The sequence below is a fragment of the Amedibacterium intestinale genome (assembly GCF_010537335.1).
In the GTDB taxonomy this organism is placed as follows: domain Bacteria; phylum Bacillota_I; class Bacilli_A; order Erysipelotrichales; family Erysipelotrichaceae; genus Amedibacterium; species Amedibacterium intestinale.
This window is the reverse complement of record NZ_AP019711.1, coordinates 1,457,775-1,471,457: the sequence shown is the minus strand read 5'-3', so window position 1 is coordinate 1,471,457 and position 13,683 is coordinate 1,457,775. Positions and strand designations below refer to the sequence as shown.

The 13,683-nt window shown below is 40.6% G+C and carries 12 protein-coding genes and 3 rRNA genes; 11 read left to right on the top strand and 4 right to left on the bottom strand.

Going from position 1 to position 13,683, the window contains the following annotated elements; all coding sequences use genetic code 11:
* Positions 1-222: 222 nt before the first annotated feature.
* From A9CBEGH2_RS07480 to rrf, 3 genes are all read left to right on the top strand, one after another.
* Positions 223-1,763 (top strand): 16S ribosomal RNA (locus A9CBEGH2_RS07480).
* A 182-nt stretch (positions 1,764-1,945) separates the two neighbouring features.
* A 23S ribosomal RNA gene (locus tag A9CBEGH2_RS07475) occupies positions 1,946-4,841 on the top strand.
* A 43-nt stretch (positions 4,842-4,884) separates the two neighbouring features.
* Positions 4,885-4,998 (top strand): 5S ribosomal RNA (rrf, locus tag A9CBEGH2_RS07470).
* Together the 16S, 23S and 5S rRNA genes form the textbook arrangement of a ribosomal RNA operon.
* Before the next feature lie 125 nt (positions 4,999-5,123).
* On the opposite strand, the gene A9CBEGH2_RS07465 is transcribed toward rrf, so the two are convergent.
* Together A9CBEGH2_RS07465 and A9CBEGH2_RS07460 are read right to left on the bottom strand one after the other, a co-directional pair.
* Complete coding sequence (locus A9CBEGH2_RS07465) at positions 5,124-5,324, bottom strand: hypothetical protein (RefSeq protein WP_115716779.1); 201 nt, start codon at positions 5,322-5,324, stop codon at positions 5,124-5,126.
* A gap of 54 nt (positions 5,325-5,378) precedes the next feature.
* Positions 5,379-5,603 (bottom strand): hypothetical protein, encoded by a 225-nt coding sequence (locus A9CBEGH2_RS07460; RefSeq protein WP_115716780.1) that lies wholly within the window; start codon positions 5,601-5,603, stop codon positions 5,379-5,381.
* A 100-nt stretch (positions 5,604-5,703) separates the two neighbouring features.
* Between A9CBEGH2_RS07460 and A9CBEGH2_RS07455 the strand changes: the two genes are divergently transcribed.
* Both A9CBEGH2_RS07455 and A9CBEGH2_RS07450 read left to right on the top strand, forming a co-directional pair.
* Entirely contained in the window at positions 5,704-5,919 is a 216-nt protein-coding gene (locus A9CBEGH2_RS07455; RefSeq protein WP_115716781.1) for a DUF378 domain-containing protein, read from the top strand.
* 93 nt (positions 5,920-6,012) lie between these two features.
* Positions 6,013-7,416: an alanine/glycine:cation symporter family protein gene (locus A9CBEGH2_RS07450; protein WP_118361559.1), complete on the top strand. Its 1,404-nt coding sequence runs from the start codon at positions 6,013-6,015 to the stop codon at positions 7,414-7,416.
* Positions 7,417-7,539: 123 nt separating this feature from the next.
* On the opposite strand, the gene A9CBEGH2_RS07445 is transcribed toward A9CBEGH2_RS07450, so the two are convergent.
* Both A9CBEGH2_RS07445 and A9CBEGH2_RS12700 read right to left on the bottom strand, forming a co-directional pair.
* On the bottom strand, positions 7,540-8,985 hold the full coding sequence (locus A9CBEGH2_RS07445; RefSeq protein ID WP_118277609.1) for an ISL3 family transposase: 1,446 nt from the start codon (positions 8,983-8,985) through the stop codon (positions 7,540-7,542).
* 94 nt (positions 8,986-9,079) lie between these two features.
* Entirely contained in the window at positions 9,080-9,379 is a 300-nt protein-coding gene (locus tag A9CBEGH2_RS12700; protein WP_408609167.1) for a DUF6431 domain-containing protein, read from the bottom strand.
* On the opposite strand from A9CBEGH2_RS12700, the gene A9CBEGH2_RS07440 reads away from it, so the two are divergent.
* The 6 genes from A9CBEGH2_RS07440 (at position 9,311) to A9CBEGH2_RS07415 (ending at position 13,669) form a co-directional block, all read left to right on the top strand.
* Entirely contained in the window at positions 9,311-9,478 is a 168-nt protein-coding gene (locus A9CBEGH2_RS07440; RefSeq protein ID WP_157964931.1) for a hypothetical protein, read from the top strand. The two genes, A9CBEGH2_RS12700 and A9CBEGH2_RS07440, sit on opposite strands and share 69 nt — an antisense overlap.
* Before the next feature lie 343 nt (positions 9,479-9,821).
* Positions 9,822-10,649: an energy-coupling factor transporter ATPase gene (locus A9CBEGH2_RS07435; protein WP_118277960.1), complete on the top strand. Its 828-nt coding sequence runs from the start codon at positions 9,822-9,824 to the stop codon at positions 10,647-10,649.
* Positions 10,625-11,485, top strand: coding sequence for an energy-coupling factor transporter ATPase (locus A9CBEGH2_RS07430; protein ID WP_118277963.1), 861 nt, complete (start codon positions 10,625-10,627; stop codon positions 11,483-11,485). Before A9CBEGH2_RS07435 ends, A9CBEGH2_RS07430 begins: the two co-directional genes overlap by 25 nt.
* Positions 11,478-12,278, top strand: coding sequence for an energy-coupling factor transporter transmembrane component T family protein (locus A9CBEGH2_RS07425; RefSeq protein ID WP_118277959.1), 801 nt, complete (start codon positions 11,478-11,480; stop codon positions 12,276-12,278). The genes A9CBEGH2_RS07430 and A9CBEGH2_RS07425 overlap by 8 nt, the downstream gene beginning before the upstream one ends.
* Positions 12,271-13,020: a tRNA pseudouridine(38-40) synthase TruA gene (gene truA / locus A9CBEGH2_RS07420; RefSeq protein ID WP_118277958.1), complete on the top strand. Its 750-nt coding sequence runs from the start codon at positions 12,271-12,273 to the stop codon at positions 13,018-13,020. Before A9CBEGH2_RS07425 ends, truA begins: the two co-directional genes overlap by 8 nt.
* Positions 13,021-13,033: 13 nt before the next feature.
* Complete coding sequence (locus A9CBEGH2_RS07415) at positions 13,034-13,669, top strand: hypothetical protein (protein ID WP_118277962.1); 636 nt, start codon at positions 13,034-13,036, stop codon at positions 13,667-13,669.
* Positions 13,670-13,683 lie beyond the last annotated feature (14 nt).

Here is a 13,683-nt window from a genome sequence, read left to right as displayed (position 1 = left end):
AATAAGAGAAATAAAAAGGACTTGAAAAAATCTCGAAAAAAAAGTAAAAAAAGAGTAAAAAAATGTTGACATAGGGAAGAGCGGGTGGTAATATATACGAGCACCAAGCGAGAGAGCTTGGCTCGGTCTTTGAAAACTAAACAGGAAACGTCAATTTCAAACAATGAAAAAGATAACAAAACAAAAGAAAAAACGTTAGCAGAAAACGTTTTGAGCTAAAATCAAATGGAGAGTTTGATCCTGGCTCAGGATGAACGCTGGCGGCATGCCTAATACATGCAAGTCGAACGGAGCGAATATGGAAGCTTGCTTCTGTAAGAGCTCAGTGGCGAACGGGTGAGTAACACGTAGGTAACCTGCCCATGTGCCCGGGATAACTGCTGGAAACGGTAGCTAAAACCGGATAGGTGAATAGGAGGCATCTCGTATTCATTAAAGGACCTGCAAAGGTGCGAACATGGATGGACCTGCGGCGCATTAGCTGGTTGGAGTGGTAACGGCACACCAAGGCGACGATGCGTAGCCGACCTGAGAGGGCGAACGGCCACATTGGGACTGAGACACGGCCCAAACTCCTACGGGAGGCAGCAGTAGGGAATTTTCGTCAATGGGGGGAACCCTGAACGAGCAATGCCGCGTGAGTGAAGAAGGTCTTCGGATCGTAAAGCTCTGTTGTAAGTGAAGAACGGTCAGTAGAGGAAATGATACTGAAGTGACGGTAGCTTACCAGAAAGCCACGGCTAACTACGTGCCAGCAGCCGCGGTAATACGTAGGTGGCGAGCGTTATCCGGAATCATTGGGCGTAAAGGGTGCGCAGGTGGTACATTAAGTCCGAAGTAAAAGGCAGCAGCTCAACTGCTGTTGGCTTTGGAAACTGGTGAACTGGAGTGCAGGAGAGGGCGATGGAATTCCATGTGTAGCGGTAAAATGCGTAGATATATGGAGGAACACCAGTGGCGAAGGCGGTCGCCTGGCCTGCAACTGACACTGAGGCACGAAAGCGTGGGGAGCAAATAGGATTAGATACCCTAGTAGTCCACGCCGTAAACGATGAGAACTAAGTGTTGGGGAGACTCAGTGCTGCAGTTAACGCAATAAGTTCTCCGCCTGGGGAGTATGCACGCAAGTGTGAAACTCAAAGGAATTGACGGGGGCCCGCACAAGCGGTGGAGTATGTGGTTTAATTCGAAGCAACGCGAAGAACCTTACCAGGCCTTGACATGGATGTAAATGCCCTAGAGATAGGGAGATAGCTATACATCACACAGGTGGTGCATGGTTGTCGTCAGCTCGTGTCGTGAGATGTTGGGTTAAGTCCCGCAACGAGCGCAACCCTTGTCGCATGTTACCAGTATTGAGTTAGGGACTCATGCGAGACTGCCGGTGACAAACCGGAGGAAGGTGGGGATGACGTCAAATCATCATGCCCCTTATGGCCTGGGCTACACACGTACTACAATGGCGGCTACAAAGAGAAGCGAACCTGCGAGGGGGAGCGGAACTCATAAAGGCCGTCTCAGTTCGGATTGGAGTCTGCAACTCGACTCCATGAAGTCGGAATCGCTAGTAATCGCAGATCAGCATGCTGCGGTGAATACGTTCTCGGGCCTTGTACACACCGCCCGTCAAACCATGGGAGTTGGTAATACCCGAAGCCGGTGGCATAACCGTGAGGAGTGAGCCGTCGAAGGTAGGACCGATGACTGGGGTTAAGTCGTAACAAGGTATCCCTACGGGAACGTGGGGATGGATCACCTCCTTTCTAAGGAGAAAGAGTGTAGAGAAAGATATTTCCTGTTTGGTTTTGGAAGGCTGAGAAGCATTCCGAATCGATCTTTGAAAACTGAATAACAGAAGACATAACAGAAGGTCTATAACGAAAAGTTGTAAGAAATTCACGAGTTGAAGTTAAACAAACAGAAAACTCAAAGCTAAGCTAATGGTGATTAAGTAAGAAAGGGCGTACGGTGGATGCCTAGGCACTTGAAACTGAAGAAGGACGCAACAAACGGCGAAACGCGGCGGGGAGCTGTACGTAAGCAAAGATCCGCCGGTATCCGAATGGGGGAACCCGGCATGCGTAATAGCATGTCATCCGCAGATGAACAAATAGTCTGCGAGAGAGGTACCCGGGGAACTGAAACATCTAAGTACCCGGAGGAAAAGAAAACAACAGTGATTCCCTGAGTAGCGGCGAGCGAAAGGGGAGGAGCCCAAACCAGACCGAGGTCTGGGGTTGAAGGACCGCGATACGGCAAGAATCATGGTAGGAGAACGGCATTGAAAGGCCGACCGGAGAGGGTGCAAGTCCCGTATCCGAAACCGTGAGGAAGCCCAGCGGGATCCTGAGTACGGCGAGACACGAGAAATCTTGTCGGAAGCAGGCGGGACCATCCGTCAAGGCTAAATATAAGCAAGTGACCGATAGTGAACCAGTACCGTGAGGGAAAGGTGAAAAGAACCGCGGGAGCGGAGTGAAATAGAACCTGAAACCGTATGCTTACAAGAAGTCAGAGCACGTTAAGGTGTGATGGCGTGCCTTTTGTAGAATGAACCGGCGAGTTATGTTATCGTGCGAGGTTAAGCAGGAGATGCGGAGCCGAAGCGAAAGCGAGTCTTAATAGGGCGGCAGTACGATGACATAGACCCGAAACCGTGTGATCTAGCCATGACCAGGTTGAAGTTCAGGTGAAACTGAATGGAGGACCGAACCGACCCCCGTTGAAAAGTTGGCGGATGAGTTGTGGCTAGGGGAGAAATTCCAATCGAACACGGATATAGCTGGTTCTCCCCGAAATAGCTTTAGGGCTAGCGTCGAGGATGAGTCTTGTGGAGGTAGAGCACTGAATGTACGATGGCCCCATCCCGGGGTACTGAGTATAATCAAACTCCGAATGCCATGAGATATTCCCGGCAGTCAGACCGTGGGTGATAAGGTCCATGGTCAAAAGGGAAACAGCCCAGACCGCCAGTTAAGGTCCCAAAATGTATGCTAAGTGGAAAAGGATGTGGGGATGCACAGACAACTAGGAGGTTGGCTCAGAAGCAGCCATCCTTCAAAGAGTGCGTAACAGCTCACTAGTCGAGTGACCCTGCGCCGAAAATGTACCGGGGCTAAGCATACTACCGAAGCTGCGGATTTGTAGTAATACAAGTGGTAGGGGAGCGTTCCATGCACGTGGAAGCCATACCGAAAGGAGTGGTGGAGAGCATGGAAGTGAGAATGCCGGTGTGAGTAGCGAGATGCAGGTGAGAATCCTGCACACCGATAGCCCAAGGATTCCAGGGGAAGGTTCGTCCGCCCTGGGTAAGTCGGGACCTAAGGCGAGGCCGAAAGGCGTAGTCGATGGAAAACAGGCAGATATTCCTGTACCCGCGATGGAAATGAAGGAATGACGGAGAAGGCTAGCATGAGCCACTTATTGGATTGTGGTCGAAGCGAATAGCAGGTGCATAGTAAAATGCGTGCACGGAATGTAAAACGTGATAGGTAAGCGAAACCTTTGGGGAGTAGCGAAGCATGCGAGGCCAGCTTCCAGGAAAAGTTTCTAGTGCTGATTCCATAGCGGCCCGTACCAAAACCGACACAGGTGGGCAAGGAGAGTATCCTGAGGTGAGCGAGAGAACTGTTGCCAAGGAACTCGGCAAAATGACTCCGTAAGTTAGCGAGAAGGAGTGCTTATGAAAGTAAGCCGCAGTGAAGAGGCCCAAGCGACTGTTTAACTAAAACACAGCTCTCTGCGAAGTCGCAAGACGAAGTATAGGGGGTGACGCCTGCCCGGTGCTGGAAGGTTAAGAGGATTTGTCAGTTTCGACGAAGCAATGAATTGAAGCCCCAGTGAACGGCGGCCGTAACTATAACGGTCCTAAGGTAGCGAAATTCCTTGTCAGGTAAGTTCTGACCCGCACGAAAGGCGTAACGATTTGGGCGCTGTCTCGGCAGCAGACTCGGTGAAATCTTAGTACCTGTGAAAATGCAGGTTACCCGCAACTAGACGGAAAGACCCCATGGAGCTTTACTGCAGCCTGATATTGGATTTTGATCAGAGATGTACAGGATAGGTGGGAGACGAAGAAGGATGCACGCCAGTGTATCTGGAGTCGACGTTGGGATACCACTCTTGTCTGATTGGAGTTCTAACCTGCGTCCATGAAGCTGGACGGGGGACCGTGTCAGGCAGGCAGTTTGACTGGGGCGGTCGCCTCCCAAAGAGTAACGGAGGCGCCCAAAGGTACGCTCAGATTGGACGGAAATCAATCGGCGAGTGCAAATGCAGAAGCGTGCTTGACTGTGAGACAGACAGGTCGAACAGGGACGAAAGTCGGGATTAGTGATCCGGCGGTGCCGAATGGAAGGGCCGTCGCTCAACGGATAAAAGCTACCCTGGGGATAACAGGCTGATCTCGCCCAAGAGTTCACATCGACGGCGAGGTTTGGCACCTCGATGTCGGCTCATCGCATCCTGGAGCTGAATTCGGTTCCAAGGGTTGGGCTGTCCGCCCATTAAAGCGGTACGCGAGCTGGGTTCAGAACGTCGTGAGACAGTTCGGTCCCTATCTGTTGTGGGCGTAGGAGATTTGAGGAGAGCTGTCCTTAGTACGAGAGGACCGGGATGGACCTACCGCTGGTGCACCGGTTGTTGTGCCAACAGCATAGCCGGGTAGCTAAGTAGGGAAGGGATAAGCGCTGAAAGCATCTAAGCGCGAAGCCTACTCCAAGATGAGATCTCCCATACGCAAGTAGTAAGACCCCTTGAAGACGACGAGGTAGATAGGTCAGGGATGGAAGCGCAGCGATGCGTGGAGTTGACTGATACTAATAGGTCGAGGACTTAATCAAATGTTGACTGTTGTTCAGTTTTGAAGGTTCGAACCTTCAGGGATCTGGTGATGATGGCGAAGTGGACACACCTGTTCTCATCCCGAACACAGAAGTTAAGCACTTCAGCGGCGACAATATCCAGACGTGCTCTGGTGAAGATAGCACGTCGCCAGTTCCTTTTTGAGCCTTGCGGCTCTTTTTTTTGTCATGGTTCTATACCATGGCTTTTTTTATTTCATGTTTATTATAGGAGTATAAATAAGAAGCAGTAATCATGTAGATATACACGGTTACTGCTTTCTATATTTTATTATAAGAGTGAAACTCTTTTATCTCTTTATCAAATATTTCTAAACAGTTTTGAGGTAAAAATGTTTGCATATAATTCCTACATAATTTTTCTAAGTGCAAGCTTTCTTCTTTATTTTTTCTATCATAAGAATAAAGAAGAAAATCTAAAAATAAATAGGTTATCATTAATTCACTTGCTTGATTATTCATAAAATCACCTCGGGATTTTATAATAGCAAATATTCTTAAAAATTAGTATATACTTTAGGGTATATCGACCTCATCATTTATTTTCTCTATTTGTACTTTTACTATTTGATATTTGTTTTGCGATAAATGATACATTATTAATTCAATTCTTGCTAAGTCTTTTGTTTCAAATAACAAGGGTATTTTTCCGGTCTTTACATAGTGAGAACTTCCTACTCCTTTTTGTTTATCTATCTTTGATAGCCATTCATGATTTCTTTTACTGATAATTGCATACATATACATCCCTCCATTTATGATGTTCCCAATTGGAGAAGATTTATACTTTTATGTATAAAAACTTTCTCTTGTAGCATACTTCAAATAGGGAGGTATTATTATGAAATTATTGAACTGTTTATTCCTTACAATTGGAATTGTTGGTGCAATTAACTGGGGTCTAATAGGTTTGTTTGATTTTAATTTAGTAACATTCCTATTTGGGTTCAATTCACTAGCTGAGCGAGGTGTGTACGTTTTAGTTGGATTAAGTGGTTTATATATGCTTATGTTTTATCCTAGAGTTATGTCACCTTATGATAAGACGTATAAGTAAAACAACTTTACAAACATAGGAAACATGATATAATCAGAAAGCATGAATGATTAGTATCATGTTTTTTTATGTTTTTAGAAAGGAAGTGAATGTATGGGAGCTTTATTAAGTATATTAAATGAATTTTTATATAGTTATATTTTAATTGCACTTTTACTTGTAGCTGGACTGTATTTTACATTTCGTACACGTTTTGTGCAATTTCGTTTATTCAAGGAAGGAATTCAATTATTAAGTGAAAAATCACATAAACAGGGTGGAGTCTCTTCTTTTCAAGCGTTGATGATTTCAACGGCTTCTCGAGTAGGAACTGGAAATATCGCTGGTGTTGCGACTGCATTAGCTGCTGGTGGTGCTGGATCTATTTTCTGGATGTGGATTATTGCCTTAATAGGAGCAGCCAGTGCTTTTATTGAATCTACTTTAGCACAGGTTTATAAAAATAAAGATGGCGAACAATATAGAGGTGGACCTGCTTACTATATGCAGAAGGCTTTAGGTAAACGCTGGCTAGGAGTTATATTTGCAGTTTTGTTAATTGCTTGTTTCTGTTTTGGATTTAATCCATTGCAGGCTTATAATGTAAGCAGTGCTGTTGCATACTACTTTGATAATGAACAGCTTGTTGCCCTTATCATAGGAATCATATTAGCTGTATTAAGTGCATTCGTTATTTTTGGCGGTGTACATAGAATTGGTATTATTAGTTCAACAGTCGTACCTGTAATGGCAGTACTATACATTCTTTTAGGAGTTTATATCACGTTTATAAACATAGATAAGTTACCTGTATTATTCCATGATATTTTTTCAGCTGCTTTTGATTTCAAAGCAATTTCAGGAGGTTTTGCAGGTTCTTGTGTAATGCATGGAATAAAACGTGGTTTATTTTCAAATGAAGCAGGTATGGGATCAGCTCCTAATGCAGGAGCGACAGCAGATGTATCTCATCCGGTGAAACAAGGCTTGGTGCAGACCATCTCTGTATTTATAGATACAATATTAATTTGCACAACTACTGCCTTCATGTTGTTGAATTATGGTATATATGACGGATTACAGGGGATGCCTTATGTTCAGCAGGCTATTTTTTCTGAAATTGGAGAAATAGGAATTCATTTTATAACAATATCTATTTTCTTATTTGCTTTTTCATCGCTCATTGGAAATTATTGTTATGCAGAAGGAAATCTTAAATTTATTATCAATAGTAAAAAATCTTTATTTATTTTTAGAGTTGTATGTATTCTTGCAATCTTTTTCGGTGCACAGCTTGATTTTACAACAGTATGGGATCTTGCGGATGTGTTAATGGGATTTACGGCTGTTTTAAATATTGTGGTTATTTTGATTTTAGGAAAAGTTGCGTTCATTTGCTTACGTGATTATACACAACAGAAAAAAGAAGGAAAAGATCCACTGTTTGATCCTGAAAAGCTGGGAATTAAACATGCGGATTGTTGGAAAGATATAAAAAAAGAATATGAAGATTTGTAGAAATAGTCGAATGTTATGGTGCTCCAAAAATAGTTGGGGTTAGCTGAATTTGATCTTCGAGATTACTTGGGGGCGGCATATACCCTATTTCGTTGAGAGGGTCTAAAGGGCTCATCACCTGTCCTAGGTGGTGGGCTCCTTTTTTTCGACCATCTTTACGCTTTTGTCTTTCTCGTCGATCGCAAATTCTATGCCTTTTTCAAGGACCAACATGCATCGGTTACGGAATCGTTCCCAATTGGTATATCCGTTGGCTGCCTTGGTAATCAGCTTGACGGTTCCGTTGAGTCGTTCCATCAGTGCGTTGTTGAGCCTTTTATATCCGACAGTGATTTGTCCTGTCTTTCTCGAGAGCTTGTATTCGGTTTTGGCTATGTAGAAAGAATTGATGATCTCGGTTTGCCAGTTGGCTAATGTGTAACTAAACTTGACCATTTCTTCTACATTGCTTTCTCTGAAATCGGTAATGACTTTTTTCAAAGCAGCAGGTGCCGTTTCAAGTGTGTTCGAGACATAGAAATCCGTAAGTTCATCCTTTAATTCCCAGGCCGTGTTTATATCCGGATGAATAGATACAAGCGCATTGGCATAATCGTATGGGTTCATATATCGTTTTAGAACCTTATTATATTCTTTTGGTCTTAAAATATCGAAAAGTGGTTTTCCATCGGCGCCTTTAGATCTTGTAAAGTGCTTGAACAGGAGTCCGTTCTTGTGTTTTAACAGATAATAGTTTTCTTCTTGTTCCTGGGTGCGTTTCGATGTGTTGATGCATCGCAGGGGGTTCATGATCCTTAAGCGAACCCTGTCCACTCTGCGGTGCAGTTCCTGTGAAACATGATAATGGTCGACCACATGAATCGCATTTTTGAAATGTTTTTTAATAATCCTGCGGTATGGTTCGTACATATCCGTAATCATGATATGGACCTGATCTATTTCATATTTTGGTATATTTGAGAAGTATTTATCTAAATATTCATATCGTCGACTAGGCAAGATATCGATTGGCTGCCCATTGGTCTGATCGATCAAAAGACAGATGTACTTACTGTTTTGTGTTTTGGAATGAAAGGCATAGTTTTCATCTGTGCACATGATTTCTGGCAGTTTTGCCCTTGGAATCGAAACAACCGAATCGAAGATCGATGAAACAGAAGTTGGAGAAATATGATATCTCTTAGCTGCGTGGGTAAAGGTTTCGCCAGGTTCTTGCAAGTCCTTGAGGATCTGAAGCATCAGATCTGAAGAAATCTTCATGTTCTGGAAGACGAAAGGATTGTATTCATAGAACGTTTTGTGGCATATTGGGCAGATATATCGCCTGGCATGGTATTGAAGAACACATTTTTTATCGGCCAGTAACGAGTGCTGGATTGTCTTGGTCACATATCCCTTGATCTTCGTGATGGGATTTCCACATTCAGGACAAGCTGGTCGAGAATCTAAAAGCTTTACATCGATGATCGTCTGTTCATTTCGTCTAATACAGGAACAGGATTCTAAAATCGATGAATCCAGATTGAAGATTGTGCAAATAGAAGCTTCGCAATTGATAAAGTCTTGCATATTGTGTCACCTCCTGATAAAGCAAGTCTTCGTACACCTTAACTATAAGCGAAGCAGGCATATCTGGATATACATATCGGGTTGGTCGCTGTTTTTATCGACTTAAAAATGCATAAGAACCGAATTTTCGAAAAAGCGAGCTCCGGCGTAAGAAGGCAAGATAATCCGAATCTTCTGAAGATTTTGGAAAAGGTGGGAAAAAACTTTTGATGAATCTGTAGAAATAAGAATCTTCTAATGATCGGTCAGGCTCTTTATTCAAAACCTTTCGGATGGATAAATAGACATGATTGAATCCTGGAACTACAAAAGAAGGAAGAATGATATGAATAGCACCACATTCTTTACACCGACATCGCTGGGCATTGATCAAAACAGTGCGAGTCACAAAGATAAATTTACGAACACGATGTCCATAAAAAATCAAAGAACCCTTCGCATGACAACGAGGACATTCCATGGTATGGATCGTAATATTAAATTTATTGATTAAATTGTCATATGAGCGTTGATTAAATTGTTCATTGTGATTACAATATAGATGTAACATGAGTGGTACCGAACAGGGCCACAGAAAAGCGGTTGCCGGGGTGAGAAAATATGGTAACTGCTTTTTTTAATGCCTGTTATTATCCTTTCGATCATAGTATAATACGAAACCCCAAAAAGTTTGGAACAAAAAAAGGGCAGGTAAGTTCCTTGCCCCAAGTAATCTTGGGTAAACCCCTAACCCTAACCATTCTTGGATAACCAATGTTATTCGGCTTTTTCTTTTAGTTGTGCTAGCGAACAAAAAAGTGTATAATTACTGCGTTGTGACGTTGAGGTGAGGAATAGTGGATAAAATTCATGTGGAAAATTTAACCTTCTCTTATGATAAGGAAAAGAATGCAGTGGAAAATGTATCCTTTTCTATTAAAGAAGGAAGCTATACGACGATTATTGGACATAATGGAAGTGGCAAAAGTACCATTGCGAAACTTCTGATTGGATTATTGGAAAAAGATCATGGAAATATTTTTGTAGATGGAGAAGAATTAACATATGAATCTTTATTCCATATACGAAATAAAGTTGGTATTGTTTTTCAAAATCCAGATAACCAATTTATTGGTGCTACTGTAGCTGATGATATTGCATTCGGATTAGAAAATCATCAAGTTCCTACAGAGAAGATGCAATCCATTATTGAAGAATATGCCAAGAAAGTAAAAATGACTCGTTATTTACAAAGTGAGCCAACTAGATTATCCGGTGGGCAAAAACAGCGTGTTGCCATTGCAGGTGTATTGGCAATGCAGCCATCTATTATTATTTTTGATGAATCTACAAGTATGCTGGATCCACAGGGAAAAGCAGAAATTAATGAACTAATTCAGCAAATTCATAAAGACAGTAAGATAACAATGGTTTCTATAACACATGATATTGAAGAAGTTAGCAAATCAGATCATGTTATTGTTATGGATAAGGGACATGTTGTTATGGAAGGGAAACCTGAAGAAATATTAGTAAAAGAAAAGGAACTTCTGAATTTACATCTGGATATTCCATTTGCCTTAAAGTTTGTAAATGCATTAAAAGAAGAACAGGTGGAACTTTCTCCATGTATAACTATGGAAAGGGTGGTAGAGGAATTATGGCAATCCGCTTTAAAGAAGTAGCACATATATACAATCCAGATTCTCCATTTTCCTATGCTGCTTTAAAAAATATAAATCTAGAAATTCCAGAAGGAAAAGTTACTGCAATTATTGGAGAAACAGGAAGTGGAAAATCTACTCTTGTACAGCATTTAAATGCGTTATTACTTCCAAGTGAAGGAGAATTGGAAATTCTAGATAAAAAGATTATAGCAAAAGAAAAAAATAAAAATTTAAAAGAATTAAGAAAACAGGTAGGACTTGTTTTTCAGTTTCCAGAATATCAGCTATTTGAAGAAACAATAGAAAAAGATATTGCTTTTGGTCCAAAAAACTTTGGAATTGATGAAGAAGAAGCTCATAAGATTGCAAAGGACATGCTGGATCTTGTAGGATTGGATGAAAGTTATTTAAAACGTTCACCATTTGATTTATCCGGTGGGCAAAAAAGAAGAATTGCGATTGCGGGAATTTTGGCAATGGATCCAAGTGTTTTAGTGTTAGATGAGCCAACTGCCGGTTTAGATCCGCAAGGAGCAAAAGATATGATGCAGCTGTTTGTTCGTATGAATAAAGAGTTTCATAAAACAGTATTAATCGTTACTCATGATATGGAACATGTTTTATCGTATTGTGATGAAGTCGTGGTAGTAAAAGATGGACAGATTGAAAAGCAATGCGATGTAACAACATTTTTTGAGAATTTAGATTTATTGCAAGAATTACGTATTAATCCTCCTGCAATTATTCGTTTAAGAGAAGAACTGCGAAAAAAAGGATTTTCGATTGATTCCTCTATAGTAGATATAAAAGAACTGGCAAAAGCAGTAGCAAAAGAGGTGAAAACGCATGAATAATATTGCATTAGGTAAATATCTGCCATTAGATTCTGTTATTCATAAATTGGATCCAAGAGCAAAAATTTGTGCAATGCTTTTGGTTATGATTGCGATATTTATTCCTACTGGATATATTGGATATGCTGTAATTGGATTATTGGTATTAGCAGTTGCACTTAGTGCAAAATTAAAAATTAATTTTTTATGGAGAGCAATGAAACCAATGCTGTTTATGCTGGTATTTCTTTTGGTTATTAATTTAATGGTTGTGCGAAGTGGAACCTTATTATTTACAATTTTTGGATGGGAAATTTACAGTGATGCTATTTCTCAGACTTTGTATATCGTTATTCGTTTGGCGTTAATGATTATGATTACCACAATTTTAACTGCAACAACAAAACCACTTGAGCTAACGTTAGGAATTGAAGATTTATTAAAACCATTTCAAAAGATTCATGTACCGGCACATGAAATAGCAATGATGATTTCTATTGCATTGCGTTTTATTCCAACATTGATTGAAGAAACACAACGTATTATGAAGGCACAGGCATCTCGCGGTGTTGATATGGAAGAAGGAAAATTAATGGAAAAAATCAGAGCTATCTTGTCTTTGATCGTTCCATTATTTGTATCTGCTTTTCAAAGAGCAGAAGATTTAGCATATGCTATGGAAGCTAGAGGATATGTGCCAAATCAGCCAAGAACACGTTATAAACAGTTAAAAATGCAGGGGAAAGATTATATCCTGTTAATAGGAAGCATGCTTCTTTTAGCAGGTATGATCGTATTATGTTTTTATGCCTAGATATAAAGTTACTTTGAGTTATGATGGCAGTAACTATGGTGGATGGCAAAAACAGATGAATACGCATTCTATACAGGAAGAAATAGAAAGAACGTTAGAAAGAATTGTAAAAGAACCAGTTAGCATCCATGCAAGCGGAAGAACGGATGCAGGTGTACATGCACTTGCACAAGTCTTTCATTTTGACAGTAATAAGAATCTATCAAATGAAAACTGGAAAAGAGCTTTAAATTCTTTATTACCAAAAGATATTCGTATTCAGCAGGTAGAAACTGTGTCGGATACATTTCATGCTCGTTTTGATGCAGCAGGAAAGCGTTATGATTATTTGATTAGCGAAGATGTATTGAATCCTTTTTATGAACGTTATATGGCAAAGGATCGTGCACATTTAGATGTAGCGTACATGCAGGAGTGTGCCAATGTATTTATCGGTACGCATGATTTTACAAGTTTTACAAGCAGTAAGTTAGATCCTAGAAAACCACGTATAAAAACGATTCATCGTTTAGAGGTTAGAAAAGAGAAACATGCAGTACGTTTAATTTTTGAAGGAAATGGATTTCTTCGCTATATGGTGCGTATGATTTCACAAACGTTAATAGAAGCAGGAAAACATAAACTTACAAAAGAAGATATTATGCAAATGCTGGAAGCCAAAGATAAACATGTATGTCGTTACAAGGCAGATGCACAAGGGTTATATCTGGTGAAAGTAAATTATAAAAACCAAGAAGAATAGGGTGTATGGTAAAATGAAGTATATAAATGGAAAAGAGTTATTAATGTTTTTAGAACCGCCTATCACTCGATTGTCAGTATTTGAAGCTGAAACAATCGATGCTGCTTTAATTATGTGTGCAGAGGCATTTAAAAAAATCGAGGAACAATGCAAAGTCACGATTGATTTTCCAACCTTTAAATTTCAATTATTGAAGACAATGAGTGAATTTCTTGCGGCTTATAAACAGGAACATGAAGATTATTTAAAACAGCCAAGACAGCATATAGATGAATCAGAGTTTAAGGCATTAGGTGCAGATATGAAACAGTGGACAAAACAACTGCAGAAAAATAATGCGGAAAATTATTTTGTGATTTCTTATGCTTTGACATATGCAGATATTTTACAGAGATATTTGATGGATTGTGGGGTTCCTAAGGAATTTTCTCATCATCTGGCCAATGAAGCAGCTTTGCGTTTAGGAGATTGGATAGAGGCAAATTGTATAAAGAAGTGTGATTATGAATGTATCAGAAGAAGTAATTCAAATGGTTATTGTACCCTTTGTTCCTTTATGATTCAGGCTCTTCCATGTCCGAAAAATAATGAAATTTCTTTTGCGAGAATACAATTAAATCCAGAAGAGCTGCAATGTAAGAGAAGATAAATAGTTTTGATATC

What these genes read in the sequence shown, in the direction of transcription:
- A9CBEGH2_RS07415 (WP_118277962.1), top strand. Translation starts at nt 13,034, where the DNA reads ATGAAGTATATAAATGGAAAAGAGTTATTAATGTTTTTAGAACCGCCT.
- A9CBEGH2_RS07465 (WP_115716779.1), bottom strand. Translation starts at nt 5,324, where the DNA reads ATGAATAATCAAGCAAGTGAATTAATGATAACCTATTTATTTTTAGAT.
- A9CBEGH2_RS07425 (WP_118277959.1), top strand. Translation starts at nt 11,478, where the DNA reads ATGAATAATATTGCATTAGGTAAATATCTGCCATTAGATTCTGTTATT.
- A9CBEGH2_RS07455 (WP_115716781.1), top strand. Translation starts at nt 5,704, where the DNA reads ATGAAATTATTGAACTGTTTATTCCTTACAATTGGAATTGTTGGTGCA.
- A9CBEGH2_RS07440 (WP_157964931.1), top strand. Translation starts at nt 9,311, where the DNA reads ATGAATAGCACCACATTCTTTACACCGACATCGCTGGGCATTGATCAA.
- A9CBEGH2_RS07450 (WP_118361559.1), top strand. Translation starts at nt 6,013, where the DNA reads ATGGGAGCTTTATTAAGTATATTAAATGAATTTTTATATAGTTATATT.
- A9CBEGH2_RS07430 (WP_118277963.1), top strand. Translation starts at nt 10,625, where the DNA reads ATGGCAATCCGCTTTAAAGAAGTAGCACATATATACAATCCAGATTCT.
- A9CBEGH2_RS07460 (WP_115716780.1), bottom strand. Translation starts at nt 5,603, where the DNA reads ATGTATGCAATTATCAGTAAAAGAAATCATGAATGGCTATCAAAGATA.
- A9CBEGH2_RS07445 (WP_118277609.1), bottom strand. Translation starts at nt 8,985, where the DNA reads ATGCAAGACTTTATCAATTGCGAAGCTTCTATTTGCACAATCTTCAAT.
- truA (WP_118277958.1), top strand. Translation starts at nt 12,271, where the DNA reads ATGCCTAGATATAAAGTTACTTTGAGTTATGATGGCAGTAACTATGGT.